Annotated in this window: 21 protein-coding genes; 12 read left to right on the forward strand and 9 right to left on the reverse strand. The window is 65.9% G+C overall.

The window, feature by feature from the left end:
• Positions 1-33: 33 nt before the first annotated feature.
• Together ACT89O_RS07775 and ACT89O_RS07780 are read left to right on the forward strand one after the other, a co-directional pair.
• Complete coding sequence (locus ACT89O_RS07775; protein ID WP_487262277.1) at positions 34-4,935, forward strand: PAS domain S-box protein; 4,902 nt, start codon at positions 34-36, stop codon at positions 4,933-4,935.
• 24 nt (positions 4,936-4,959) lie between these two features.
• A complete protein-coding gene (locus ACT89O_RS07780) occupies positions 4,960-6,090 on the forward strand; it encodes a response regulator (RefSeq protein WP_055400172.1) in 1,131 nt (376 codons plus the stop codon).
• A gap of 199 nt (positions 6,091-6,289) precedes the next feature.
• Here the strand turns inward: ACT89O_RS07780 and ACT89O_RS07785 are convergent, their stop codons facing one another.
• Entirely contained in the window at positions 6,290-7,246 is a 957-nt protein-coding gene (locus tag ACT89O_RS07785) for an inositol monophosphatase family protein (protein ID WP_487262278.1), read from the reverse strand.
• A 175-nt stretch (positions 7,247-7,421) separates the two neighbouring features.
• On the opposite strand from ACT89O_RS07785, the gene ACT89O_RS07790 reads away from it, so the two are divergent.
• Positions 7,422-8,225: an RNA methyltransferase gene (locus tag ACT89O_RS07790; protein ID WP_487256713.1), complete on the forward strand. Its 804-nt coding sequence runs from the start codon at positions 7,422-7,424 to the stop codon at positions 8,223-8,225.
• A gap of 35 nt (positions 8,226-8,260) precedes the next feature.
• Entirely contained in the window at positions 8,261-9,040 is a 780-nt protein-coding gene (gene cysE, locus ACT89O_RS07795; RefSeq protein WP_055400178.1) for a serine O-acetyltransferase, read from the forward strand.
• Between the two features lie 106 nt (positions 9,041-9,146).
• Here cysE and mog read toward each other — a convergent pair whose 3' ends face one another.
• Both mog and yjgA read right to left on the reverse strand, forming a co-directional pair.
• A complete protein-coding gene (mog, locus tag ACT89O_RS07800; RefSeq protein ID WP_228900210.1) occupies positions 9,147-9,755 on the reverse strand; it encodes a molybdopterin adenylyltransferase in 609 nt (202 codons plus the stop codon).
• The gene (yjgA, locus tag ACT89O_RS07805; protein WP_055400276.1) at positions 9,748-10,419 is read right to left on the reverse strand and encodes a ribosome biogenesis factor YjgA; all 672 of its coding nucleotides are present in this window, start codon (positions 10,417-10,419) and stop codon (positions 9,748-9,750) included. The genes mog and yjgA overlap by 8 nt, the downstream gene beginning before the upstream one ends.
• Before the next feature lie 64 nt (positions 10,420-10,483).
• Between yjgA and pmbA the strand changes: the two genes are divergently transcribed.
• Positions 10,484-11,926: a metalloprotease PmbA gene (gene pmbA, locus ACT89O_RS07810; protein WP_487262279.1), complete on the forward strand. Its 1,443-nt coding sequence runs from the start codon at positions 10,484-10,486 to the stop codon at positions 11,924-11,926.
• 101 nt (positions 11,927-12,027) lie between these two features.
• Here the strand turns inward: pmbA and ACT89O_RS07815 are convergent, their stop codons facing one another.
• A complete protein-coding gene (locus ACT89O_RS07815) occupies positions 12,028-12,696 on the reverse strand; it encodes a TetR/AcrR family transcriptional regulator (protein ID WP_487262280.1) in 669 nt (222 codons plus the stop codon).
• Positions 12,697-12,789: 93 nt separating this feature from the next.
• On the opposite strand from ACT89O_RS07815, the gene ACT89O_RS07820 reads away from it, so the two are divergent.
• The 3 genes from ACT89O_RS07820 (at position 12,790) to ACT89O_RS07830 (ending at position 14,880) form a co-directional block, all read left to right on the forward strand.
• On the forward strand, positions 12,790-13,812 hold the full coding sequence (locus ACT89O_RS07820; RefSeq protein WP_487262281.1) for a saccharopine dehydrogenase NADP-binding domain-containing protein: 1,023 nt from the start codon (positions 12,790-12,792) through the stop codon (positions 13,810-13,812).
• An 88-nt stretch (positions 13,813-13,900) separates the two neighbouring features.
• Positions 13,901-14,455: a helix-turn-helix domain-containing protein gene (locus ACT89O_RS07825; RefSeq protein WP_487262282.1), complete on the forward strand. Its 555-nt coding sequence runs from the start codon at positions 13,901-13,903 to the stop codon at positions 14,453-14,455.
• A complete protein-coding gene (locus ACT89O_RS07830) occupies positions 14,455-14,880 on the forward strand; it encodes a VOC family protein (RefSeq protein WP_121419386.1) in 426 nt (141 codons plus the stop codon). Before ACT89O_RS07825 ends, ACT89O_RS07830 begins: the two co-directional genes overlap by 1 nt.
• A 534-nt stretch (positions 14,881-15,414) precedes the next feature.
• On the opposite strand, the gene ACT89O_RS07835 is transcribed toward ACT89O_RS07830, so the two are convergent.
• Positions 15,415-16,311, reverse strand: a complete 897-nt coding sequence (locus ACT89O_RS07835; RefSeq protein WP_121419387.1) for a LysR family transcriptional regulator — start codon at positions 16,309-16,311, stop codon at positions 15,415-15,417.
• A 71-nt stretch (positions 16,312-16,382) separates the two neighbouring features.
• On the opposite strand from ACT89O_RS07835, the gene ACT89O_RS07840 reads away from it, so the two are divergent.
• A complete protein-coding gene (locus tag ACT89O_RS07840) occupies positions 16,383-16,601 on the forward strand; it encodes a hypothetical protein (RefSeq protein ID WP_147433212.1) in 219 nt (72 codons plus the stop codon).
• Between the two features lie 142 nt (positions 16,602-16,743).
• The gene (locus tag ACT89O_RS07845) at positions 16,744-17,127 is read left to right on the forward strand and encodes a VOC family protein (protein WP_487262283.1); all 384 of its coding nucleotides are present in this window, start codon (positions 16,744-16,746) and stop codon (positions 17,125-17,127) included.
• A 92-nt stretch (positions 17,128-17,219) separates the two neighbouring features.
• Here ACT89O_RS07845 and ACT89O_RS07850 read toward each other — a convergent pair whose 3' ends face one another.
• Positions 17,220-18,320 carry a tartrate dehydrogenase gene (locus tag ACT89O_RS07850; RefSeq protein WP_121419389.1) on the reverse strand — a complete coding sequence of 367 codons (1,101 nt, stop codon included), beginning with the start codon at positions 18,318-18,320 and terminating at the stop codon, positions 17,220-17,222.
• 123 nt (positions 18,321-18,443) lie between these two features.
• Between ACT89O_RS07850 and ACT89O_RS07855 the strand changes: the two genes are divergently transcribed.
• The gene (locus ACT89O_RS07855; RefSeq protein WP_199731156.1) at positions 18,444-19,382 is read left to right on the forward strand and encodes a LysR substrate-binding domain-containing protein; all 939 of its coding nucleotides are present in this window, start codon (positions 18,444-18,446) and stop codon (positions 19,380-19,382) included.
• Between the two features lie 82 nt (positions 19,383-19,464).
• Here the strand turns inward: ACT89O_RS07855 and ACT89O_RS07860 are convergent, their stop codons facing one another.
• The gene (locus ACT89O_RS07860; RefSeq protein WP_055400197.1) at positions 19,465-19,911 is read right to left on the reverse strand and encodes a GatB/YqeY domain-containing protein; all 447 of its coding nucleotides are present in this window, start codon (positions 19,909-19,911) and stop codon (positions 19,465-19,467) included.
• A gap of 213 nt (positions 19,912-20,124) precedes the next feature.
• Entirely contained in the window at positions 20,125-20,337 is a 213-nt protein-coding gene (gene rpsU, locus ACT89O_RS07865; RefSeq protein WP_005799779.1) for a 30S ribosomal protein S21, read from the reverse strand.
• Between the two features lie 414 nt (positions 20,338-20,751).
• Here rpsU and ACT89O_RS07870 point away from each other — a divergent pair, with 414 nt between their 5' ends.
• A complete protein-coding gene (locus ACT89O_RS07870; protein WP_487262284.1) occupies positions 20,752-23,988 on the forward strand; it encodes an EAL domain-containing protein in 3,237 nt (1,078 codons plus the stop codon).
• 27 nt (positions 23,989-24,015) lie between these two features.
• Here ACT89O_RS07870 and ACT89O_RS07875 read toward each other — a convergent pair whose 3' ends face one another.
• On the reverse strand, positions 24,016-25,269 hold the full coding sequence (locus tag ACT89O_RS07875) for a BaiN/RdsA family NAD(P)/FAD-dependent oxidoreductase (protein WP_487262285.1): 1,254 nt from the start codon (positions 25,267-25,269) through the stop codon (positions 24,016-24,018).
• Between the last annotated feature and the right edge of the window lie 51 nt (positions 25,270-25,320).

Genomic DNA, 25,320 nt, shown 5'->3' on the forward strand with positions numbered 1-25,320 from the left:
GCTGGTTGGCCAGGGCTTGGACGGAGGTTCCGCGTGACGCGGGTGGGTGAGGGCGTGGGCGGATTTCTGGACAAGGTGCTGGACCGCAATGCCCCTGGCGTGCGCGGTCTGGTGCTGGTGGTGGCTGCGGCACTGGTGGGGGCCTGGCTGGTGGTGCTGGGGGCCATGCACTGGCAAGGTGCCCAACGTGCTGACGAGCGCGCCAAGCTGCTGCAGCAGACCGTGGACACGCTGCAGGCCCGGATCACGGGTGGCGGCATGCTGGGCGCGGTGTCGTTGCTGGGCCTGAGCGAGCCGCTGCTCAAGGCCATGGCCCTGGGGCAGCTGGCACCGGACGACCCTGAAGCCCTGGCGCGGCTGGGGGTGGCCCGGGGGCGGTTTCTGGTCAACGGCGTGTATGTCATGGCGGCCGATGGCACGGTGGTGGCGCACGAGACGCCGGGGGGCCGATCCACCGGCATCAACCTGGCGTTTCGTCCGTATTTTCAGCAAGCCATCAAGGGCGCCATCAGCGTGTATGCCGCCATTGGCAGCAACTCGCAGGAGCGTGGCCTCTATTACGCCGCGCCGCTGTATGAAAACGACACGCCTTCCAGCTCCATCATCGGTGTGGTGATGTTCAAGGTGGGGTTCGAGTTGTTTGACGAGGTGCTCAAGAGCACCCAGTTGCCCACGGTGCTGTTGTCTCCGCAAGGCGTGGTGTTCGCATCGACGCGGCCCGAGTGGCTGTTTGCGGTGGCGCCGCCGCTCACGCAGGCGCGCATTGATTCGATCCGCGCTTCGCGCCAGTTTGGCAACCACTTCGACAAGGGCCTGGCTTCTTCCCTGCCCTTCGCGCCAGATGCGGGCGAGGTTGTCATCGACGGGGTGAACTACGCAGTGGAGCGCCGCCAGGTCGATTGGAGCGACCCCGGCGGCCAATGGCAGCTGGCGATGCTGGATGACGTGAGCACCCTGATGACGGGGGCTGAGCGCCTGAAGGTGGGAGGGGCTGCCTTCGTGCTGCTGAGCCTGCTGGGGCTGCTGCTGCTGGAGCTGCTGCGCAGCCGGGCGCGAGTGAGCGCTGCGCTGGAGCGCTTCAGGGTATTGGGCGCTGCGCTGGGGAGCAGCCCAGTCTCGGTGGTCATCACCGATGGAGACGGGCGCATCGACTGGGTCAATCCGCAGTACGAGCGCAACTCCGGCTACACACTGCAAGAGGTGCGTGGCAAGAAGCCGTCAGTGGTGTCCAGTGGCCAGACCCCGGCGCAGACCTACCAGGAGATGTGGTCCACGCTGCTCTCGGGCCGCTCGTGGCAAGGGCAGTTTGTCAACCGCCGCAAGGACGGAAGCCTCTACCACGACGAGGCTACGCTCTCGCCCGTGTTTGACGAGCGTGGCAAGCGCATTGCCATCGTTGGCCTGCACGAAGACGCCTCGGGGCGTATCCAGGCACAGAAGGAGCTGGAGCGGCGTGAGCGTCTGCTCAACGAGCTGCTGGAGCAGCAGACTGCCATCTTTGACAACGCGCCCCCCATTGCGCTGGTGGGGGACGGGAAGTTCCGGCAGTTCAACCCGGCGTTTGTGGAGCTGATGGGCAGCACGGCGTCCGAGCTGCTGGGGCTGGACGTCGGGGTGTTGCTGGGTGGGGAAGACCGCGCAAGGCAGTTCTACGGCCAGGTCGGTCCCGTGCTGAACGCCGGGGGCGCCGTGCGGCAGGTGTCGACGCTGTTTCGCCTCGATGGCCACAGCTTTGAGGCACGCATGGCAGGACGCAGCGTGCAAATGGAGGGGTTCAAGAACGCATCCCTCTGGGTGATCGAGGACGTCAGCGAGCAGCGCCGGGCCGAGATCGCCATGCAGCAGGCCAAAGACCGGCTGGAGCTGGCGCAGGAGGCCGGAAAGATCGGTGTGTTCGACATTGATCTGCTCACCTCCCAGGTACTGTGGAGCGAGAAGCTGCTGGCGTTGCTCGGCCTGGCGCCGGGCACGGAGGTGCGCTCCCAGCGTGACTGGCAGGCGGTTCTGCACCCCGATGATCGCGCCCGCGCGGTGGCCGCCTTTTCGAGTGCCCTGGCGGGCGGCGAGACCCACCTTCGCGATTCCTGGCGCATCGTGCGGCCGGACGGTGAGGTGCGATGGTTCCTGTCGGCGGCCCGCATATTTCGCGATGGCAACGGGCGGGCGGTGCGGGTGGTGGGCGTCAACGTGGATATCCACGAACAAAAGCTGCTGGAACAGCAGGTGGCCGAGCAGCTGGATTTTCAGCAGGCACTGATTGACGCCATCCCCGTGCCGCTGTTCTACAAGGGCGCGGACGGCCGGTACATCGGCTTTAACCGTGCCTACGAGCAGGCCTTTGGGGTGCAGCGCGAGGCACTGATCGGAAAGACCGTGCGGGACCTGGCGTTCCTGCCCGAGACCGAGCGCGAACGCTTCGATGCGGACGCGCAGGAGGCCTTGCACGGGGTCCAGTCGGTGCACAAGGAGGTGGACCTGCCGTATGCCGACGGAAAGGTGCACCACACGCTGTTCTGGCTGCACGGCTTCTCGCGGCCCGACGGCTCGCCGGGCGGGGCCATCGGGACCTTTGTCGACATCACCGACCGTCAGCGTGCCGAGCAGGACCTGCGCCGCGCCAAGGAGCTGGCCGAGGAGTCCACCGCACTCAAGTCCAACTTCCTGGCCAACATGAGCCACGAGATCCGCACGCCGATGAACGCGATCATCGGCATGTCGCACCTGGCACTCAAGTCGGGCCTGACAGCACGCCAGCACGACTACGTGAGCAAGATCCAGCAGGCCGGCCAGCACCTGCTGGGCGTGATCAACGACATCCTGGATTTTTCCAAGATCGAGGCGGGCAAGCTCATGGTGGAGAAGCAGCCCTTTGTGCTCGACCGCATGCTGGAGAGTGTGTCCGACGTGGTGGGCTACAAGGCCGGTGCCAAGGGGCTGGAGCTGGTTTGCGATGTGGCGGCCGACGTGCCCCCCAACCTGGTGGGTGACTCGCTGCGCCTGGGCCAGATCCTCATCAACTTTGCCAACAACGCCATCAAGTTCACAGAAACGGGCGAGATCAGCATTGCCGTGCGGCTGCTGGAGGCAGAGGGCAACCGGGTGGTGCTGCGGTTTGAAGTGCGTGACACCGGTATCGGACTTACGCCGGAACAGATGGGACGGCTTTTCCAGAGCTTCCAGCAGGCGGACACCTCCACCACGCGCCGCTATGGCGGCACGGGCCTGGGCCTGGCTATCTGCAAGAGCCTGGCGGAGCTGATGGGCGGCGAGGTGGGGGTGCAGAGCACCTATGGCCAGGGCTCCACGTTCTGGGTCACTGTGCCGCTCGAACGCGGTGCACCCGCGCGCGTGCTGCTGCCACCCCCGGACCTCCGGGGCCGCCGTGTGCTGGTGGTGGACGACAACCAGACAGCGGCCACCGTGCTGTCCGACATGCTGCTGGCCATGGGTTTTGAGGTGGAGCAAGCCCACTCCGGCCTGGAGGCACTCGACCGGCTGCGCGAGTCCATGGCACGGCACCAACCGTTTGGCCTGCTACTGCTGGACTGGCACATGCCGGGCATGGACGGCGTGGAGCTGGCGGGCCACATCCGGGGCCTGGGCATGGCGCAGGTGCCCAAGATGCTCATGGTCACGGCCTACGGCCGTGAGGACGTGATGCGTGCCGCCCGCGTTCAGGGCATCGACACGGTGCTGATCAAACCCGTCAACGCATCGCTGCTGTTCGACACGCTGATGCAGCCGCTGGAACACTCCACCTACAGCCCGCGCCGCGCCGTCACCCCCGCGCCTGCTGCCGACGAGCTGCCGCTGGAGATCCGGGGAGCGTCGGTGCTGCTGGTGGAGGACAACGAGCTCAACCAGATGGTGGCGGTCGAACTCTTGCTCGAAGCCGGTTTTGCCGTGGATGTTGCCGAGAACGGCCAGATCGCCCTCGACCGCATCGAGCGCAAGGCTTATGACGTGGTGCTGATGGACATGCAGATGCCTGTCATGGACGGCGAAACGGCCACGCGGCAATTGCGCAGCAATCCGCGCCATGCCCACCTGCCCATCGTGGCCATGACGGCCAACGCGATGGAGTCCGATCGCCAGCGCTGTTTTGCGGCCGGCATGAACGACCATGTGGCCAAACCCATCGAGCCTGCGGCCTTGTGGGCCGCCCTGAGCCGCTGGATTCGACCCCGGCCGGGGCTGGGCAAACCGCCTGTGGAGGGGGTGCCCCGCGCAGCAGGCGTTGGTGCCAGTTCGGATTGGGGGGCTGATGGGATGGCGCCGGAGGGGGCTGACGCTGCGGTGGCGGCAGCTTTCCCCGCAGTTGCCGGGCTGTACACCCGCCTGGGTCTGCAGCGCGCCTTGGGCAAGCCGGGCTTGTACGCCGAGATGCTGCGGCGATTTGTGCAAGGCCAGTCGTCGGTGATTGCGCACCTGGAGCAGGCCGTCGCCAGCGCAGATTTGGTGCTGGCCGAGCGGCTGGCCCACACCCTGCGCTCGGTCGCGGCCAACATTGGCGCGCAGGAGGTGTCGGCCCATGCACAAGCGCTGGAGCAGGCCTTGCGCAGTGAGGCGCATGCCGAAATGTCCGCGGGACTGACGGCCACCCTGGGCGCTGCGTTGCAGCCCCTGCTGGCGGGATTGCAGGCGTGGATGCAGGGGCAGCAAACGGGGCGGCCGGAAGTCCTGGAAACCCCTACTGGGGCCGCGCTGCAGGGCATGGGCGCCACGGCGGTCCTGCAAAAGCTGCGCACGCTGCTGGAGCAGGACGACCCTGCAGCTCCGGAGTTTTTCCAACACAATGTCCAGGTGCTCCGATCCGCGCTGGGGAGCAGCTTCACGGTGGTCGAGATGCACACCCAGAATTTTGATTTTGAGCAAGCACTGTCGGCAATGGCCGCCGTGTCAGGCCCCGAACACCCTGCCGTTCACACCCCTTGAGCGGCACAACACCCAGGAACTTCCATGGACAACGCGCCCTTTGCCTCCCCACAGGCCGCTCTTGTTGACAAGCCGATCGCCACGGTGCTGGTGGTGGACGACACGCCGGACAATCTCACCCTCATGGGCAGCCTGCTGCGCGAGCATTTCCTGGTGAAGGTGGCCAACCATGGAGAGAAGGCCCTGAAGATCGCGCAGTCCGACACCCCTCCCGACCTGATCCTGCTCGACATCATGATGCCCGAGATGGATGGTTATGAAGTCTGCCGGCGCCTGAAGGCTGCGGCGGCCACGCGCGACATCCCGGTGATCTTTCTCACGGCGCGTTCCGACACCGACGACGAGCGCGCGGGCCTGGCCCTGGGGGCCGTGGACTACATCACCAAGCCCATCAGCCCGCCGATCCTGCTGGCGCGGGTCAACACCCATCTGGCGCTCAAGGCCACGGCGGATTTCCTGCGCGACAAAAGCTCGTACTTGGAGCGCGAAGTGGCCATGCGCACGCTGGAGGTGCAGGCCATCCAGGACGTGACCATCATGGCCATGACATCGCTGGCAGAGACGCGCGACAACGAAACCGGCAACCACATTCGCCGCACCCAGCTGTACGTGAAGACGCTGGCCGAGCGGCTGCGCCACCACCCGCGTTTCGAGCCCGTGCTCAACGACCGCATGATCGAGCTGCTCTACAAGTCCGCCCCGTTGCATGACATCGGCAAGATCGGCATCCCCGACAGCATCTTGCTGAAACCCGGCAAACTCACGGTGGAAGAGTTCGAGATCATGAAAACCCACACCACCCTGGGCCGCAACGCCATCGACGAAGCCGAGCGGCGCCTGGGCATGCGCGTGGCGTTCTTGAGCGTGTCCAAGGAGATCGCCTACAGCCACCAGGAGAAGTGGGATGGCTCAGGCTACCCGCAGGGCCTGGCGGGCGATGCCATCCCGGTGTCGGCGCGCCTCATGGCCGTGGCCGATGTGTACGACGCACTCATCAGCAAGCGCGTCTACAAGCCCGCGTTTTCACACGACCAGGCCTGCAACACCATCATTCGCGGCAAGGGCACGCACTTTGACCCCGACATGGTGGATGCGTTTGTGGACATTGCGGAAGACTTCCGCAGCATTGCCCAGAAATACCCCGACCCTGGATAAAGGACAACCCCCTGAGCGACTTCGTCGCTTCCCCCTTCCCGAATTGCTACGCAATTCGGGAAGGGGGACGCAGCCAGTGCGGCGGGGCGGCCCTTGCACGGCTGCACTGGTGTGCGTCTCGCCCGCTGCACGGTTCAGCTAGGAGATCTCACCATTGGTCATCGTGTGCTGGCCTAACTGCCGTGCGCGGTGGATGGGTTTAGAACGGCGCGTCTTCGCTTTTGGGGGCGTCGGCCTGTGGGGCGGCACCCGTGGTGTCGGACTCCACTTCGGCTGCAGCCTCGGCTTCAGAGCTGACGGGTGCGTCTGCCGCAGCCGCCTGGCGCACAGCCGCCTTGTCGCCAGCGCTCGCAAACTTGCTGTATTTGCCCAGGATGGGCACCAGCTGGCCGTAGATGCGGGGGCTGCCGGCCAGGCACTCGCGCTGCTCCAGAAAGTCCGCTTCGCCCGTGAAATTGCCCACCAGGCCACCGGCCTCGGTCACCAGCAGCGAGCCCGCAGCCACGTCCCAGATCGACAGGCCGGTTTCAAAGAAACCATCGGTGAAGCCCGCAGCCACATAGGCCAGGTCCAGCGCGGCGGCGCCGGGGCGGCGCAGGCCGGCGGTGCGCTGCATCACGTCGGCCATCATGTTCAGGTAGCTCTTGAAGTTGTCGCCCGGGCGGAAGGGGAAGCCGGTGGAGATCAGGCAGTCCTTGAGCTGGGTGCGCTTGCTTACGCGGATGCGGCGCTCGTTCAGGTAGGCGCCACGGCCCTTGGTGGCGGTGAACAGGTCGTTGCGCGAGGGGTCATAGATGACGGCCTGCTCGACCTTGCCGCGCACAGCCAGCGCGATGCTGATGCAGTACACGGGAAAGCCGTGGATGAAGTTGGTGGTGCCGTCCAGCGGGTCGATGATCCAGACAAATTCCGAATCCTTGGCGCCGTATTCGCTGCCCGACTCTTCGGCCAGGATGCCGTGGCCGGGGTAGGCCGTCAGCAGCGTCTCGATGATGATTTTTTCGGACGCGTGGTCCACTTCGGTCACAAAGTCGTTGATCTGCTTTTGCGAGATCCGCACCGATTCCACGTCAAGGGCCGCGCGGTTGATGATGGCGCCGGCGGCGCGTGCGGCCTTGATGGCCACGTTAAGCATGGGGTGCAGGTTGGACGACATAAATTGTGGTGGTGAGCAGGGCGCCGTGCGTCAACAATGAAGCGAGGCAGCCTGCGAATCAGGAGCGGTGCGATCCGACCCGGCGATGCGGGCGGCGACAATGAGGGCAGGATTTTACCCGCAGAGCCTCTTTTTCGCCTAACCGCTTGCCTTTTCCCTTGTCCTGCACCTGCCCATGAAGACCCGTTTTGTCCTGATCAACACCAGCCACGCCGGCAATGTGGGCGCTGCCGCCCGCGCCATGAAAACCATGGGTTTTGATGACCTGGTGCTGGTGGCCCCGCGCTGGGCCAACGTGCTGCGGCGCGAGGAAACCATCCAGCGTGCCAGTGGCGCGCTCGACGTGCTGGAGAACGCCCGCATCGTGGCAACGCTCGATGAGGCGCTGGACGGCATGAGCCACCTGTGCGCCACGGCGATGACCCCGCGCGACTTCGGGCCGCCCACGGCTGCGCCGCGTGCCCATTTCGAGTTGCTATTAAAACAAGAGCTGTTAGCGCTTGGTGGAAAAGCGCTAGAGGTCAAAAACACCTCAAATCCAGAAGATCCATCGGCTGCGGCAGCCGGCCAGGCCGGTGTCGCCTTCCTGTTTGGCTCCGAGCGTTTTGGCATGACCAACGAGGATGTTTACCGCTGCCATGTGGCACTGTCGATTCCCACCAACCCCGGCTTTGGCTCGCTCAACCTGGGCGCCGCCATCCAGGTGATTGCCTACGAATGGCGCATGGCGCTGGGCGGGTTCCCGGTGCTGGATGCCACACCACAGCGCGCCCTGGCCGACGCCGCGCAGGTAGCGGGCATGCTGGGCCACTGGGAGCAGGCGCTCACCACCATCGGCTTTCTGGACCCCGCCGCACCCAAGAAGCTCATGCCCCGCCTTAACCAGCTTTTCAATCGCGCGCAGCTGAGCCCTGAAGAAATCCACATCTTGAGAGGTGTCGCCAAAGCCATGATCGAGGCCGCTGAGGCGAAACGCTAGACTGTGCGGCCATAAACACATAACGAAAAGAACCGATGTTCGCCCGCCTGCGCTCCGATATCCAGTGCATCCTCGACCGCGATCCTGCCGCGCGCAGCACGTGGGAGGTGATCACCTGTTATCCGGGCCTGCACGCGATCTGGCTGCATCGCCCCGCGCACTGGTGCTGGCACCACGGCCTGAAATGGCTCGGTCGCTTTATTTCGCACTTTGCGCGCTGGTTCACGGGCATCGAGATTCACCCCGGCGCGAAGATTGGAGAGCGCGTGTTCTTCGACCATGCGATGGGCGTGGTGGTGGGCGAGACCGCCGAGATCGGCGACGGCTGCACCATCTACCAGGGCGTCACGCTGGGCGGTACCTCGCTGTACAAAGGTGCCAAGCGCCATCCCACGTTGGGCAAGGACGTGGTGGTGAGTGCGGGCGCCAAGGTGCTCGGCGGCTTTGAAGTGGGTGACGGCGCGAAGATCGGCAGCAATGCCGTGGTCATCAAGCCGGTGCCTGCGGGCGCCACGGCGGTGGGCATTCCGGCCCGGATCATCCCGTCCAAAGCTGGCGAAAGCGCGGACGTGACCGAGCCGCAGCAGGCGCGCAAGTTCACGGCCTATGGCATCACGCAGGAGGACGATCCGCTCTCGCAGGCCATGCGCGGGTTGATCGACAACGCCTCGTCGCAGGAGCACCAGATCGCGCTGCTGTGGCAGGCCATCGAGAAGCTGTCCACCAACCCGCAGAACAAGGACTGCGTGCCGTGTGATGCTGCGCTCAAGGAGCAGTTCGAGGCGGGCAAGCTGAACGAACTGGTGGGCAAGTAGCGGCGTGCCTGCGCTGCCCTGTCTTATTTTGTTGCTATGAAAAATATAGCTACTTGCGCTTATCGGGCAAGCGCTAGCGGCTATATTTGCTTCAAATTCTGAAGTATCAAGCTGGGCGAGTTGCCCGCACAGCGCTCTTGGGGCGGAACGCTTTGCAGACCTCGTCGCGCGTTTCCAGATACGGCCCGCCAATCAGATCCACGCAGTAGGGTACGGCCGCAAAGATGCCCGGCACGATTTGCTTGCCATCCGCATCCTTCAAGCCTTCCAGCGTCTCGGCAATCGCCTTGGGCTGGCCGGGCAGGTTGATGATGAGGCTCTGGTCGCGCACCACGGCCACCTGGCGCGAGAGGATGGCGGTGGGCACGAACTTCAGGCTGATCTGGCGCATCTGCTCGCCAAAGCCCGGCATCTCCTTGTGCGCCACGGCCAACGTGGCCTCCGGCGTCACGTCGCGCAAGGCAGGGCCCGTGCCGCCGGTGGTCAGCACCAGGCAACAGCCTGCGTTGACCAATTCGATCAGCGCCGCGCTGATGCCTTCCTGCTCGTCGGGGATCAGGCGCGATTCGAAGGTGATGGGGTTGTGCAGTGCGCGCGTGAGCCAGTCCTGCAGCGCGGGCAGGCCCTTGTCTTCATAGACACCGCTGCTGGCGCGGTCGCTGATGGAGACGATGCCGATCTTCACCGGGTCGTGCAGGGCGGAAGGCTCACTCATCGCCGTGGTCCTCATCGATATCGCTGGCGTCGTCTGCACCCGTGCCGCCCAGGTGCTCGCGCACCAGCTGGAACAGCTCGCGGTAGGCGCGGCCCTTGCGCGGGGCCAGGCCTTGCGAGACCTGGACATTGGCCTCCTTGCCCGCAGGCTGTGCGTCCTTGCGGGCTTGGCGGATTAGCGCGCGCAACTGCTGCGTGTCGGTGGTGGGGTGCTCGGCCATCCAGGGGGCCAGCGCGTCATCGTCGGCAATCAGGCGGTCGCGCCAGTGTTCGGCCAGGTGCAACTGCATCTTTTCGGTGGCCGAGCCCTTGTGCTGCTCTTCCAGCGCCTGGCGGGCGGCCTGCACCAGCTCGGGTTCGAGCTTGCGCATGATCTTGCCCACGTACTGCATCTGGCGGCGCTTGCCTTCAAAGTTGGTGATGCGCTTGGCCTCGGCCAGCGCGTCCACCAGCTTGTCGGGCAGTCCCACCGCCTCGAACAGGTCGGCGCGCAAGCTCAAAAGCTCTTTGCCCAGCTCCTGCAGTTCGTCGCTTTCGCGCTTGAGATCGGTGCGGCTGGCATCGGGCGTGCCTTTGAGTTCGGCCTTGAGCTGAATGTCCATTTCGCTGCCTTCGGCAACGAACTGGCCTCGCACAAAGTAGCCTTTTTTGGGTTTGCGTGACATGGGTGGGGGCAAAAAGAGAAGCGGCGCAGAGCGCGCCACAGCGGCAAGTATCATAGCTGCCGCTATGAATAAACCCTCCACCCGCGCCGCGCGCGCCCAAAGCGCGGCTGCCGCAGCGCCCGCGCCTGCCACCTCCCGCACCCCTGACAACGGCTTCAGCTACAGCCGCGCGTTCTTTGAAGACCTGGTGGACCGCGCCCTGGCCCATGCCAAAAAGCTCGGCGCCACCGACGCAGGCGCCGAGGCGTCTGAGGGCTGCGGCCTGTCGGTCAGCGTGCGCAAGGGCGAGCTGGAGAACGTGGAGCGCAACCGCGATAAATCCCTGGGCGTGACGGTGTACCTTGGCAAACGCCGTGGCAACGCCAGCACTTCCGATTTCTCGAACAAGGCCATCGAGCAGACCGTGCAGGCAGCCTACGATATCGCCCGTTTCACGGCCGAAGATCCCATGGCAGGCCTGCCAGAAGCCGATGACATCGCCCCGGCCGACACGCACCGTGACCTGGACCTGTTCCACCCCTGGGCCATCACCAGCGAAGAGGCCGCTGAAATCGCCAAGGCCTGCGAGGCCGCCGCGCTCAAGACGCACCGCCGCATCACCAACAGCGAAGGCGCGGGCGTGTCGGCCCAGCAAAGCCATTTCTTCAGCGCCCACACACGCGGCTTTCGTGGCGGTTATGCCAGCTCGCGCCACAGCTTCTCTGTGGCACCCATTGCCTCGCTGCCGGGCAAGAACGCCGAGATGCAGCGCGATGCCTGGTACAGCTCCATGCGCAACGCGGCCGACCTGGCCTCGCCCGAGGCCGTGGGCCGCTACGCCGCGCAGCGCGCCCTGAGCCGCCTGGGCAGCCGCAAGATCCCCACCACCCAATGCCCCGTGCTGTTTGAATCCACCCTGGCCGCCGGCCTGCTGGGCGGTTTTGTGCAGGCCGTGAGTGGCGGCGCGCTCTACCGCAAGAGCACTTTCCTGCTCGATTCGCTGGGCAAGATGGTCTTCCCCAAGCACATCGACATCCTCGAAGACCCCTTCATCCTGGGCGGCAAGGGCAGCTCGCCCTTTGACGAAGAGGGCGTGCGCGTGGCACCGCGCAAGGTGGTCAAGGGCGGGCGGGTGGAGGGCTACTTCCTGTCCAGCTACTCGGCGCGAAAGCTGGGCATGAAGACCACGGGCAACGCCGGTGGCTCGCACAACCTGGTGATGACCTCACGCCTCACGCAAGCCAGCGACAACCTCGACGCCATGCTGCAAAAGCTGGGCACCGGCCTCTTCGTGGTGGAGCTGATGGGCCAGGGCGTGAACTACGTGACCGGCGACTATTCGCGCGGCGCGAGCGGCTTCTGGGTGGAGAACGGCAAGATTGCCTACCCGGTGCACGAGATCACCATCGCGGGCAACCTCAAAGACATGCTCAAAGGCATTGAGGCCGTGGGCGCCGACGCCTACAACTACGGTGCCAAGACGGTGGGTTCCATCCTGGTGAACCGCATGAAGGTGGCCGGGAGCTGATGCCCGGTCCGTAGCGCAGCCGCCGCAAAGGGCCGCGCTGATGCAAAAAAGGCCCTCGTGATGAGCAAGGGCCTTTTTTGCTTTTTTTAGCAGCTGTTGCGCTACGTGTTGCCTGCCCGCGCACCCGCCAGCAAGGCCTGCACTGCTGCTTGCAGCACGGGTGTCGCTTCCTCGCCGCTGAGCAGGCCTGAACTCACAAAAGCCCCATTGATGAGCACAGCCAGCTGGGCCGCCAGGGCCTCGGGCCGGGGCACGCCCAGCCGCTGGGCAATGCCGTGCAGGCGGCTGCGCAGCGCCACCATGTGCTGCCGGGCCACCTGGCGGGCAGGGTGGTCCTGCTCGGCAAATTCGGCCGCCACGTTGATCTGTGGGCAGCCCCGGTAGTTGGACCGCCCCAGCCGCTCGCCGATCCACTGCATGTGGGCCTGCAACTCGCCTGCGGGGTCCTCGGCATGCTGCGCCGCCACCGCATCCCACAGGCCCCAGAAGTCCACGTCTTCACGTTCCAGAAACGCCACGATGAGGTCGTCCTTGGTGGGGAAGTAGCGGTACAGGCTGGTCTTGGCCACGGCGGCTTCGGCCACCACCAGGTCCACCCCCACGGCGCGCACACCGCGTTGGTAGAACAGGCTCGACGCCGTGTCGAGGATGCGCTCGCGCACGTCCTGCACGGGCTCGCTGGAGGCCGTCGCAGCGCGCCGTGACGAAGGCTTGGGGCGAGCGCTTGGCGCGGTTGCCGGGAGGGGATGGGAAAAAGAATGTGCAGCCATGCTTGACATGATACAGACCTGTCTGTAATCTTCAAACAACAGACAGGTCTGTATCGTTAATTTTCCCTCCACTTCTTTCCCGAAAGGTTCTCCATGACATCCTCTGTTCCTTCCATCGCGGTGTACGGTGCCAGCGGCCATACCGGCCAGTTTGTGGTGCAGGAGGCCTTGCGCCGTGGCCTGCGCGTGGTGGCCGTGGGGCGCAATGCCGCCCGGCTGGCTGCGCTGTTTCCATCAGGCGTGGAGTGCCGCGTGGCGGCGCTGGACGACCCGGCGGCGCTGGTGCAGGCGTTTGCCGGTTGTGGCGTGGTCATCCATTGCGCGGGGCCTTTCATGGACACGGCCGCCCCGGTGGCGCAGGCCGCGCTGCAGGCGGGCGCCCACTACATCGATGTGACCGCCGAGCAGCCCAGCGCCCAGGCCACCTTTGCCGATCTGCAGGCGCCCGCCGTGGCTGCCGGGCGCGTGGTGGTGCCCGCTGCCGGTTTCTACGGTGGCTTGGCCGACCTGCTGGCCAGCGCGCTCGCCGCTCCCGGCCCCATCGACGAGATCACCGTGGCCATGGGGCTGGACCGCTGGTGGCCCACCGAAGGCACGCGCCTGACGGGCGAGCGCAACAAGGCGCAGCGCCAGGTGGTACAGGGCGGGCGCCTGGTGCCGCTGGTCCCCGCTGCCGACGTGCCCGACTGGACCTTTGCTGCACCCCTGGCGACCTATGCCATGGTGGAGCTGCCGTTTAGCGAGACCATCACCCTGGCCCACCACCTGCAGGCCGACACCATCCGCTCGCTCATCAACCGCTCGGCCCTGGCCGACATCCGCGATGCCAGCACCCCGCCACCCACGGCGGTGGATGGCAGCGGCCGGTCGGCCCAGCGTTTTGAGCTGGTGGTGCGGCTGGTGCAAAACGGCGTGGCGCGAACGGCCGGTGTGCGCGGCCAGGACATCTATGCCGTGACGGCGCCCCTCGTGCTGGAGGCCGCGCAGCGTCTGATGGCCCCGGCGTACCAGCGCAGCGGTGCGCTGGCCTTGGGCGAGGCGGTGGACTCCATGGACGCGTTGCGGGCGCTGAACGGCCAGGCGCTCGAAGTCTTTGGCGATGTGCAGGTAGCCTGAAAAGCGACCCCGAGTGCGGGTGCCAGCCGCGATCCCTGCCCGGGAAAATCGGGCGGGTCACCAGAATCCAAGGCGATATGCTTCGCGCATGCCCTTTGAGCGCCCGCACCCATTGCCCTCCAGCGCGCCCTCTGCGCCATCGAAGCAGACATCGGGTGCGGCTATTGCGCCGCAAGACCCGGCCTTGCTGCGCCGCCTGCTGCGCGCCAAGGACCGCATGGACGCCGCATCGCACGAGGCCTGGCCCGTGCAGCGGCTGGCCGAGGTCAGCGGCGTGTCGGAGGCGCACTTCGCCCGCTCGTTCCGGCAGGCGTTCGGCCTTCCGCCCCACCGCTACCTGCTGACCCGCCGCATTGAGCAGGCCACCACGCTGCTGCGCGATACGAACCTGCCCATCATCGAGATTGCGTTTGCCACCGGCTGGGAAAGCCTGGGCACCTTCGGGCGCATCTTTCGCGACATCACGGGGATGAGCCCCAGTGCGGTACGGCTGGAGGCCCGGGCCAGTGCCACGCCACTGGACCGGGTGCCCGCCTGTGTCTTGAAGGCCGCGCAACGTCCCGACCTCACCACAGCAGTTTTGGAGAAGCGCCGCCGCCTGGCGGAAGGTACAAATCGGCCATCAGCAACCAAGGAGATCTGATGACGAAGAACCAAGGCATTGGTGTGGTGGGGGTGTATGTGGACGACCAGGACGAAGCGCTCGCGTTCTATGTGGGCAAGCTCGGGTTTCAGGTGCACACGGACGTGCGCAACGGCCCCTACCGCTGGCTGACGGTGCAGCACCCCGATCAGCCAGACTTTCAGCTGGGGCTGTTCACACCCGGCCCTCCCATCCACGATGCCGCCACGGCGCAGACGCTGCGCGCCATGGTGGCCAAGGGCGCCATGCCGCCGCTGGTGTTGCATGTGGCAGATTGCCGCGCTGCGTATGCCCGGCTGCGCGACCAGGGTGTGGAGTTCACGCAGGAGCCCGTGGACCGGTACGGCAATGTGGATGCGGGTTTTCGGGACCCTGCGGGCAATGGCTGGAAGATGATCCAACTCGCGGCCGGAGGTGCGCAATGAGCGCCAGCGTGGGCATTCGGCGGTTTCACCGCTGGGTGTCGATGGCGTTCACGCCAGGGCGTGCCACTCTTCAATTCCCCCACGCGCTGGCCGCGCAATGCGGATGGATGCGCGAAGGGGGGCGCAGCCCATAGTCATCTATGGGCAAGCCACGCGACAAAGCAGACGCCGCATTGCGCGGCCAGCCCGGAGGGAAAGCCAGCCAGGCCGCGCATTGCGTCTTTGCCCTTCGCTTGTGTAGCCAAGCTACACGGCACTCAGGGCGCCTAGCACTGCACGGCCTGGCTGGCTTTCGCGTGGGGGAATTGAAGGGTGACACGCCCTAGCCGTCATTGGCAATTTTGTGGTCCGTGCGCAGGGTGCAGGCAACCCGCCGGATTGGTTGACGTATGCACCCCTGCCGCCGCTGGCGCTGCTGCTGTTGACGGGGCTGTACCTGTTTTGTGCAGCCCTATTTGCGGCGGTCTGCGGTGCAGCGTGCCCCAGGCGCTCCAGTCTTACCACCCGTGTGATGGCGGGCGGCAAGCCCAGCTGTTACTCCCCACAGTCCGCAAATTCGGCCAGCAGTTGCAGCACGCCCTCCACCGCAGGTGAGGGCGGTGGCTGGTGGCGGTGCGCCACAGCCATGGGGCGCATGAGCGGCGGCTGCAGAGGGCGGATCTGCACATTGGGCGTGCCCTGCAGGTCCTCCACCTCCTCCATCGGCAGCAGCGCGGCGCACTGGCTGGCCACCGCCAGGCTCTTGAGCGCGCCGGGGTAGCTCAGCGCCAGGAAGGGGCGCGGGTGGTGGCCCGCCTGGCCAAACCAGTTGGCAATCAGTCCGTGCATCTGTGTGGCGGGCGCAAACGATGCCCAGCGGCGGGTGGCCAGCCAGTCAGGGGTTGCGAACGCGGGCGCATCCCAGGCCGCAGGCAGCAGCGCCACCATGGGGTCGTTGCGCCAAGGGGTCTGGCGCACCTCGGCCAAAGGCGGTTGGGGGCTGGCGATGATGCTGATGTCCAGCGTGCCGGCCTTGAGCCGCTGCATCGAGTCGGCTGAGCCCACGGCCTCCAGCCGTATCTCCACACCGGGGCAGCGCGCCGCCAGCGCTTCCAGCATGCGCGGCAGCAGACGCGTGCTCACGCCCGCCGACACGCCCACACGCACGATGCCCTCGCGCCCCGAGGCGCGGCGGCGCACGCGCTCCATCAGGTCGTCGCAGGCAAGCAGCAGCTGGCGCCCCTCCTGCACCAGCACCTCGCCTGCGGGCGTCAGCTCGGCCTGCCGCCGACCCCGCACCACCAGGTCGGCCTGCAGGCGTGATTCCAGTTCCTTGATGTGCAGGCTGACGGTGGGCGGCGCCAGGTGCAGCGCCTGCGCGGCCGCTGCAAAGTTGCCCAGGTCGGCGATGGCAATCAGCGTCTGCAGGTGGTCCAGGTTGAAGTTACGCATCAGTTTTTATGAATTGAGGCTTCATTGAATTCAACTTTACAGATGGTAAGCCAAGCCTGAGCATGCGGGCCATGTTGCATCCCAACCGTCTGGACCCCGAAAGCACGACCCGCCTATCCCACGCCTGCCAGCCGCCGGGGGCTGTGCCACAGTATCCGGCCCATGGGGGCCGCTGGCCCCGGCGGGTGCTGCGTCTGGGCGGGCGGTGGCTGCGGGCGCTGGGTGCCGCCCTGGTGCGGGCGGAAAAACACATCAGCGAGAACTTCCGGGTGCCGCCCCATGGGGGGTGACGGGGGCGGGCCTCCTCACTGCGTGCACTGGTGAGGCGGCGGGGATCGGCCTACACTGCACCACCGGTCAGGCGGCCCGGACCGGGGCCTGGTGCGCACCAGGGGGCAAGGCCCAGGGCCGGATTGAGCGAAAGGACCTGGTATGTTGTCCGATGCTTCCGTAACCACCATGCTGCCTGTGATGGACATGGACCGTGCCCGCGCCTTCTACGAGGGTTGCCTGGGGCTCAAGCCCGGCGGGTTCCGGCCCGATGGCAAGTTTGTCTATGCCGTGGGGGGCAGCACGCTGGCGCTGTTCCCCAAGCCGGAAGGCACCAAGGCCGACCACACGGCCATCAGTTTCCAGGTGGCCGACATAGCGGCCACCATCGACGCGCTGAAATGCGCGAAGGTGGTCTTCGAGGACTACGACTTCCCGGGCCTCAAGACCGTCAATCACGTGTGTGTGCTGGGCGCCGAGAAGGCCGCGTGGTTCAAGGACACCGAGGGCAACTACCTCTGTCTGCACGAGGACATTGCAACATAACCCGTTTTTTTTCAAGCAAAAATGGCCGCTACCGCTCGGTGGGTATGCCTTTTAAGCTATAAAAATAGGAGCATTTTGGCGAGGGCCGTGGCTCAGTGCCCAGCCACCCGCGCCGCAATCGCCTCGCCCACCTGCGTGGTGCTGGCCGTGCCCCCCAGGTCCGGCGTGCGCGGGCCGCTCTTGATGACTTCTTCGATGGCCGTGACGATGGCGTCATGTGCCGCCCGTCCTGCACCCACGCCTTGTGTCAGGAAGTCCAGCATCAGCGCGCCCGACCAGATCATGGCGATCGGGTTGGCAATGTTCTTGCCATAGATGTCGGGTGCCGAGCCATGCACGGGCTCGAACAGGCTGGGGAAGTTGCGCTCGGGGTTCAGGTTGGCCGAAGGCGCCAGGCCGATGGTGCCGGTGGTGGCCGGGCCCAGGTCGCTCAAGATGTCGCCAAACAGGTTGGTGGCCGCCACCACGTCAAAACGGCCGGGCTGCAGCACAAAGCGGGCGGTGAGGATGTCGATGTGCTGCTTGTCCAGCGTGACCTCGGGGTAGCCCTTGGCCACGTCGTCGGCACGCTGATCCCACCAGGGCATGCTGATGGCAATGCCGTTGCTTTTGGTGGCCAGGGTGACGTGCTTTTTGGGGCGGCTTTGGGCCAGGTCGAAGGCGAACTTCAAGAGGCGGTTGGCACCGTGGCGCGAGTAGACCGATTCCTGGATGACGATTTCACGGTCGGTGCCTTCGTACATGATGCCGCCGAGCGATGTGTATTCACCCTCGGTGTTCTCGCGCACCACGTAGTAGTCGATGTCGCCGGGCTTGCGGCCGGCCAGGGGGCAAGGCACGCCTTCAAACAGGCGCACGGGGCGCAGGTTGATGTACTGGTCGAACTCGCGGCGGAATTTGAGCAGCGATCCCCACAGCGACACATGGTCGGGCACGGTGGCGGGCCAGCCCACGGCACCGAAGAAGATGGCGTCCATGCCCGACAGTTGCGCCTTCCAGTCGTCGGGCATCATTTTTCCGTGGGCGGCGTAGTAGTCGCAGCTGGCCCAGTCGAATTCGTGCAACTGCAGTTCAAAGCCAAAGCGGGCGGCGGCGGCCTGGATGGCGCGCAGGCCCTCGGGCATGACTTCTTTGCCGATGCCGTCTCCGGGCAGGACGGCGATGCGGTAGGTCTTGGTGGTGGGTGCGTTCATGGTGCGGGCAGGGGGTAGGGTAGAGGGAAGCCGTAGGTGGGTGCGGTCGGTGTGTGCACTGCATTATTCCGAGCGCCATCAAAAACTACAATCCGTCAACTGTGGCTCCATCATTCACATATCGTGCATAAAAACCCAGCGGCCGACGACTTGCGCGTTTTCACGGCGGTGGTGCGCAAGTCCAGCTTTGGCGCGGCTGCTGCCGAGCTCGGCACGTCGCCCGCCTACGTGAGCAAGCGCATTCGCCTGCTGGAGCAGGACCTGCAGGTCAAGCTGCTGCATCGCACCACCCGCCGGGTGGCGGTGACGGAGGAAGGCGAGCGCGTTTTCCACTGGGCGCAGCGCATCCTGGACGACATGGAGCAACTCATGCAGGAGGTGGCCATCACGCGCAGCGAGCCGCGCGGGCTGCTGCGCGTGAGCAGCAGCTTCGGCTTTGGGCGGCAGATCGTGGCGCCTGCGCTGTCGCGTCTGGTGGAGCAGCACCCGGGGCTGCAGGTGCGGCTGGAGGTATTTGACCGGCTGGTGGATGTGGCGGGCGAGGGGTTTGACCTGGATGTGCGCGTGGGCGATGAGATCGCGCCACACCTCATCGCGCGCCGCCTTGCCGACAACCACCGCGTGCTCTGCGCATCGCCCACTTACCTGCAGCGCAAGGGCGCTCCGCGCACGGTGGCGGACCTGGCCGCGCATGACTGCCTGGTGATCAAGGAGCGCGACCACCCGTTTGGCGTGTGGCGCCTGCGCAGCGGCGCGCAGGAAGAGTCGGTCAAGGTGCGCGGCCCGCTGTCGGCCAACAACGGCGAGATGGCCGTGCAGTGGGCGGTGGACGGGCGTGGCGTGGTGCTGCGCTCGTTGTGGGATGTGGGCGCGCACCTGCAGATCGGGCGCCTTGTGCAGGTGCTGCCGCAATGGCAGCAGGAGGCCAATGTGTGGGCCGTGTTCCCGACGCGGCTGGAGCGGTCGGCCAAGGTGCGCGTGTGTGTGGAGTTTCTGCAGGAGCATTTCCGCTCCGGGTGGATGGCGCGGGATGCCGACGCGGGGGTAAGCACCCCGGTTTGAAGCAAAAATAGCTGCTACCGCCCGTCTGACAAGCGGTAGCAGCTATCAAAAAAATACTGACTGGGTGGTGGTGAGGGGGCGATCAGCCTGCCAGCGCAGCCTTCACCGCAGCCGACACCTGGCCCATGTCGGCCTTGCCCGCAAGGCGGGTCTTGACCACGCCCATCACCTTGCCCATGTCGCCAGGGCCTGATGCGCCGATTTCGGCCACGATGGCCTTCACGGCAGCCAGCGTTTCTTCGGCCGACATGCGCTCGGGCAGGTAGGCCTGCAGCACGGCCATCTCGGCCTTTTCCTTGTCCGCCAGGTCCTGGCGGCCAGCGCCTTCAAAAGCGGTGATGGAATCCTTGCGCTGCTTGATGAGCTTGTCCACGATGGCGACCACGGCGGCGTCGTCCAGCACGATGCGCTCGTCCACTTCCTTTTGCTTCATCGCAGCCTGCAGCAGGCGGATGGTGCCCAGGCGCTCACTGTCCTTGGCGCGCATGGCGGTTTTCATGTCTTCGGTGATCTGGTCCTTGAGGCTCATGGCGGCTTCCTTTTTTGGGTTTCAAACAGGGACAAGGGTTTGCCAAAAGGCTTTCTGGCTAGGCGTCAACGCCGCAGACAGTAGTCTCGCTACGGCAAGGCGTTGCAACGACGCCAGAAAGCCTTTTGGCAAACCCGAAAAACAAAAACCCGCGCTTGGCGTCCCTAGCGCGGGTTCTGGGACCCAAGCAAAAGGCTCGGGGCCGAAGATGGATCAGTACATCTTCTTGGGCAGTTGCATGCTGCGAACGCGCTTGTAGTGGCGCTTCACGGCGGCTGCCTTCTTGCGCTTGCGCTCTGCGGTGGGCTTTTCGTAGAACTCACGGGCGCGCAGGTCGGTCAGCAGGCCGAGCTTTTCAATGGTGCGCTTGAAGCGGCGCAGTGCAACGTCAAAGGGTTCGTTTTCTTTTACGCGGATCGTAGTCATTAGCTAATGGTTTTCCAAATGGTGCCTGCAGAGGGGCTTGGGGAGATCGGGCCTCAAGTCCGTACAAAGCGGTTTCCCCGTCTGTAACTAGTATTTGGCCGACGGGGCATTGCCAGCAAAGCCGGAGATTATAGCCTTTGTGGCGCGGATGGGAAGTACCCCTGTGCAGCTCCCTGCGTCCCGTCCCGCGCTGCGGGACGCCGCCACTGGTGGCCTGGTTGGGCATGGGCCATGTGGCACTGCAGTGGGCCGCGCCCGAACAAGGACTGAGGTCGTTCTCACCGGAGGCATTGCCTCCGTCCATCCTCAGGCCGCGCAATGGCGTGGAAATTGCTTCACGTTGTAACAATCACTTACCACCGTCGGTGGGTTGCCCAGGTCATCCGCCCGGGTGGGCCTGCCGCCACAGACACCATGGCATTCATGCACCGCGTTTCGGGCTGGCTGGGCCGCCTCAGTGTGGGGCGCAAGCTCATGCTCATCTACCTGCTGGACCTGTCGGCGGTGATCTATGTGTCCAGCATCCTGATCCACGAAAAGTACGTGGCCATCGATTTCACACGCAAGGAGATCGTGGGCACCACGTATGCGGCGGTGCTGCGCGACGGGCTCATGGGGCAGTTTCTGGATGCATCCCAGCAGCCGCCGCTGGCGGGCGATGTGATTGCACGGCTGACGGGTGTGCGCAAGGCGTATGACGAGCAGTTGCGCACACAGGAAGTGGGCGAACGCTTCAGCATGGTGCTCGGGCAACTGGCCGCCAGGCCGCCGTCTGCAACGGATGCGCAGGTGCTGACCGGGATGCGCAGCCAGCTGCTGCGTGAGGGCCGCGAGCTGCTGACCACGGTAGGCAACCAGTCCAACCTGATTCTGGACCCCGATCTCGACAGCTACTACGGCATGTCGCTGGTGGTGCTGCGGTTTCCAGAACTGCTGCAGGCGGTGCACGACACGGTGGTGTTCTTGAACGCGGCGCAGACCGGGCGCGGTCCGCAGTGGTCCTTTGAGCTGCTCACGCTGGTGGGGCGGCTGGATGCTGTGATGCAGGGCATTGAGGCGGACTACAACCAGGCATTCATCGCAGGCTCGCCCGAAATGCGGGCCGCCTTGCAGGGTCCGCGCGAGGCGCTCCACCAATCCCTGGAGGGCTTCCAGGCGTTGTTGCAGGGTGTGGCGGCGGGGGAGTCGCGCCTGACCATGGCGCAGGTGGGCACGCAGCAGATGCAGGTGCTGGGCGCGCTGCGCGATGCCTGGACCGTGGGCATCGTGGACCTGGAGCGGCTGCTCAACCGCCGTGTGGATGGGCTCTTCGCTCGCATGTGGCTGCATTTGGGCACCGCGCTGGTGCTGCTGGGCTGCATCCTCTCCCTCGTGACGCTGGTGGCGCGGCAGATCGCCAAGCCGCTGCAGCAACTGGCGCGGGTGGCCGACGAGGTGCGCAAAAGCGGCGACCACACACTGCGCGCGCACTGGGTAAGCCGTGACGAGATCGGGCGTCTCGTCACGGCTTTCAATGAAATGCTGTCCCAGCTTGACCGCGACCGCGTGCTACAGCAGGAGCTGGCCGCCAGCGCGCGCGCGGCCGAGGCCCAGCGCGAGCTGGTCGAGGCCTTCCCCATCCCCATGGTGGTCACCTCGGTGCCCGAGCACGAAGTGCTGCACTCCAACGCCCCGGCTGCCCATTGGCTGGGTGACCGCAAGACCGACCCGTGGGCCGTGGGTCTGGAGCCCGGCGTGCGGGCGCGCTTCTTCCAGCGCCTGGCGGATCAGGGCTCGGTCGATGAGTTCGAGGTGCGCTGGAAGGGCACCGCCGAGCCTTCCTGGGCCGTGCTGTCGGCGCGGCGCCTGCAGTTCCAGGGGCGCGATTCGGTGCTCACCGCGTTCACGCCCATCAATGTGCTCAAAGTGATGGAGCAGCGGCTGGAGCTGTGGGCCAAGGTGTTCGAGGCCTCGTCCGAGGGCATCATCATCATGAACGCCGATCAGCAGATCATCAGCGTGAACAAGGCGTTCTGCCGCAGCACGCACTACGACTTTTACGAGGTCATCGGCGAGGACCTGGGCTTTCTGCTGGAAGAGTCGGGTGCCGAGCCGCTGTCGGCGCAGATCCACCGCACCATGCTCGACAAGGAGTCGTGGCAGGGCGAGGTGCGGTTTCGCCGCCGCTCGGGCGAGACCTATCCGGCCTGGCTCATGGTGTCGGCCGTGCGCGAGACCAAGGGTGGTACGTTGGCCAACCACATCGGCATCGCCATCGACATCACCGACCGCAAGCGCAGCGAAGAGCGCATTCAGTTCCTGGCGCACCACGACGTGCTCACCGAGTTGCCCAACCGTTCGCTGTGCGTGCAGCGTCTGCAGATGGCGCTGGCGCAGGCGCCGATCACGGGCGAGAAGGTGGCCGTGCTGTTCATCGACCTGGACCGCTTCAAGGCCATCAACGACACGCTGGGTCACCACATCGGCGACGGCCTGCTGCGCTCGGTGGCCGGGCGCCTCACGCAGGCCGTGCGCAGCCGCGACACGGTCAGCCGTCTGGGCGGCGACGAGTTCGTGGTGGTGATGCGCGACGTGGCCGGGCGCGAGGATGTGCAGCAGCTGGTGGAGCGGCGCCTGATTCCGCTCATCCGCCAGAGCCACCCGGTGGAAGGGCACGAGTTGAACGTGTCGTGCAGTGTGGGCATCGCCGTCTACCCCGAGGACGGCAGCGACATCGACGAGCTCATGCGCCGTGCCGACGCCGCCATGTACGAGGCCAAGACCACGGGCCGCGACATGGCGCTGTTCTATTCGGCCGAGACCGACCAGCGCGCGCTGGCCCGCCAGACGATGGAGCAGCAACTGCGCCGCGCGCTGGAGCGCCAGGAACTGAGCCTGCACTACCAGCCGCGCCTGTCCGCCAAGGGCGGCGGCCTGCTGGGCGTGGAGGCCCTGCTGCGGTGGAACAACGCCACCCTGGGCCACATCCCGCCCAGCGAATTCATCCCCATTGCCGAGGAGACCGGCATGATCCGCGCGATCGGCGGCTGGGTGCTGCAGCAGGCATGCGAGCAATGGGTGCGATGGCAGGTGCCGCTGTCGGGCCCCTCCGCGCGCGGGCTGGTCCATCCGCTGGCGCATGTCTCCATCTCGGTCAACCTCTCGGCCGCGCAGCTGGCTGACCCGCTGCTGGTCAGCGACATCGAGGCACTGCTGGCGCGCACCGGCATGCCGGCCCACCGGCTGGAGCTGGAGATCACCGAGTCACAGCTCATGGACAACGCCCACGCGGCCGAGCAGCAACTGGCCGCGCTCAAATCGCTGGGCGTGCAGCTGTCCATCGACGACTTTGGCACCGGGTATTCCAGCCTGGCCTACCTCAAGCGCTTTGACATCGACCGGCTCAAGGTGGACAAGTCCTTCGTGCACGACATGCTGAGCAACCCCGCCGACATGGCGATCACGCGCGCCATCATCGCGCTGGGCCACACGCTGGGCCTCAAGATTGTGGCCGAGGGGGTGGAAGACCTGGCCACGGCGCAGGTGCTGAGCGCGCTGGACTGCGAGGAGCTGCAGGGCTACCACTTCAGCCGCCCGCTGCCTGCGGACCATTTGGAGGCCTGGGCCCGACAGCATCGCGGATTGTTAACGCGAGAGGTCGCGGCAGCGTAGGGAGAGCGGGGGAAGGCCCGCGGGGCCTCAGGGGGGTGTCGCTGCCAGCGCCTGCGCGCACGCCGCAGCGCTGGCCCAGGCCCACTGGAAGTTGTAGCCCCCCAGCCAGCCCGTCACGTCCACCACTTCGCCAATGAAGTACAGGCCGGGCTGCGTCTTGCACTCCATGGTCTGCTGCGACAGCGCCTTGGTGTCCACGCCGCCCAGCGTGACCTCGGCCTTCTTGTAGCCCTCGGTGCCCGTGGGCGTCAGCTCCCAGCGCGCCAGCTGCTCGGCCAGCCGCGCCAGGGCCTTGTCGCTGGCCTCGTTGATGGGGCGCTGCCAGTCGGCCTCGCGCTGCGCCCAGGCGTCGGCCAGGCGGCTGGGGACCAGGGTGGCCAGCTCGTTGGCGATCAGCTTGCGCGAGCGGGCCTTGCCCTGCGCCAGCGCGGCGGGCAGATCCACCGTGGGCGCGAGGTTGATGGCCAGCGGCGCGCCTTCCTGCCAGTAGCTGGAGATCTGCAGCACGGCCGGGCCCGAAAGGCCCCGGTGGGTGAACAGCAGGTCTTCGTCGAAGGCCATACGGGCTTTCTTGGCACCGGTGCTGATTTGCACCGGAAGCGCCAAGCCGGCCAGCTGTGCATACGGCGCCCAGCCCGTGCCATCAAAAGTCAGCGGTACCAGGCCTGGGCGGCGCTCGACAAGCGGGATGTTGAACTGCTGCGCCAGCCGGTAGCCAAAGTCGGTGGCGCCGATCTTGGGAATGGACAACCCGCCCGTGGCAATGACCAGCGAGCGCGCTTGCACCGGGCCACGGTCAGTATCAATTTGATAGCTGCTAGCGCTTGATGGATAAGCGCTAGATGCCAAGAACGCTATATTTTTGACCGCACAAGGTTGCCAGTGCGTCACCTGGCCCGCTGCGCACTCGGCCAGCAGCATGGCAATGATGTCCTCGGCCGAGCGGTCGGCAAACAGCTGTCCCTTGTGTTTTTCGTGGAAGGCAATGCCGTGCTTTTGCACCAGCGCAATGAAGTCGGCGGGGGTGTAGCGCGACAGCGCCGAGCGGCAGAACTGCGGGTTTTGCCCCACAAAGTGTTTGTGGGGCGCGGCGGGGTCCAGGTCGCGGTTGGTGAAGTTGCAGCGTCCGCCGCCCGAGATGCGTATCTTTTCGGCCACCTTTTCGGCATGGTCGATCAGCAGCACCTTCAGGCCCCGCTGGCCCGCCTGGCCCGCGCAGAACAGGCCGGCAGCACCGGCGCCGATGATGACGACGTCAAAAACAGGGGAAGTGTGGGACACAGTGATGAACAGGCAGCGGTGACAGGGCCGCCATTGTCGCCGCAGCGTTCA

It is taken from the genome of Acidovorax sp. NN32, assembly GCF_057597245.1.

Excerpts from the sequence above, each read along its gene's own strand:
- ACT89O_RS07780 (WP_055400172.1), top strand. The coding sequence starts at position 4,960 with ATGGACAACGCGCCCTTTGCCTCCCCACAGGCCGCTCTTGTTGACAAG.
- ACT89O_RS07785 (WP_487262278.1), bottom strand. The coding sequence starts at position 7,246 with ATGTCGTCCAACCTGCACCCCATGCTTAACGTGGCCATCAAGGCCGCA.
- ACT89O_RS07790 (WP_487256713.1), top strand. The coding sequence starts at position 7,422 with ATGAAGACCCGTTTTGTCCTGATCAACACCAGCCACGCCGGCAATGTG.
- cysE (WP_055400178.1), top strand. The coding sequence starts at position 8,261 with ATGTTCGCCCGCCTGCGCTCCGATATCCAGTGCATCCTCGACCGCGAT.
- mog (WP_228900210.1), bottom strand. The coding sequence starts at position 9,755 with ATGAGTGAGCCTTCCGCCCTGCACGACCCGGTGAAGATCGGCATCGTC.
- yjgA (WP_055400276.1), bottom strand. The coding sequence starts at position 10,419 with ATGTCACGCAAACCCAAAAAAGGCTACTTTGTGCGAGGCCAGTTCGTT.
- pmbA (WP_487262279.1), top strand. The coding sequence starts at position 10,484 with ATGAATAAACCCTCCACCCGCGCCGCGCGCGCCCAAAGCGCGGCTGCC.
- ACT89O_RS07815 (WP_487262280.1), bottom strand. The coding sequence starts at position 12,696 with ATGGCTGCACATTCTTTTTCCCATCCCCTCCCGGCAACCGCGCCAAGC.
- ACT89O_RS07820 (WP_487262281.1), top strand. The coding sequence starts at position 12,790 with ATGACATCCTCTGTTCCTTCCATCGCGGTGTACGGTGCCAGCGGCCAT.
- ACT89O_RS07825 (WP_487262282.1), top strand. The coding sequence starts at position 13,901 with ATGCCCTTTGAGCGCCCGCACCCATTGCCCTCCAGCGCGCCCTCTGCG.
- ACT89O_RS07830 (WP_121419386.1), top strand. The coding sequence starts at position 14,455 with ATGACGAAGAACCAAGGCATTGGTGTGGTGGGGGTGTATGTGGACGAC.
- ACT89O_RS07835 (WP_121419387.1), bottom strand. The coding sequence starts at position 16,311 with ATGCGTAACTTCAACCTGGACCACCTGCAGACGCTGATTGCCATCGCC.
- ACT89O_RS07840 (WP_147433212.1), top strand. The coding sequence starts at position 16,383 with ATGTTGCATCCCAACCGTCTGGACCCCGAAAGCACGACCCGCCTATCC.
- ACT89O_RS07845 (WP_487262283.1), top strand. The coding sequence starts at position 16,744 with ATGTTGTCCGATGCTTCCGTAACCACCATGCTGCCTGTGATGGACATG.
- ACT89O_RS07850 (WP_121419389.1), bottom strand. The coding sequence starts at position 18,320 with ATGAACGCACCCACCACCAAGACCTACCGCATCGCCGTCCTGCCCGGA.
- ACT89O_RS07860 (WP_055400197.1), bottom strand. The coding sequence starts at position 19,911 with ATGAGCCTCAAGGACCAGATCACCGAAGACATGAAAACCGCCATGCGC.
- rpsU (WP_005799779.1), bottom strand. The coding sequence starts at position 20,337 with ATGACTACGATCCGCGTAAAAGAAAACGAACCCTTTGACGTTGCACTG.
- ACT89O_RS07870 (WP_487262284.1), top strand. The coding sequence starts at position 20,752 with ATGGCATTCATGCACCGCGTTTCGGGCTGGCTGGGCCGCCTCAGTGTG.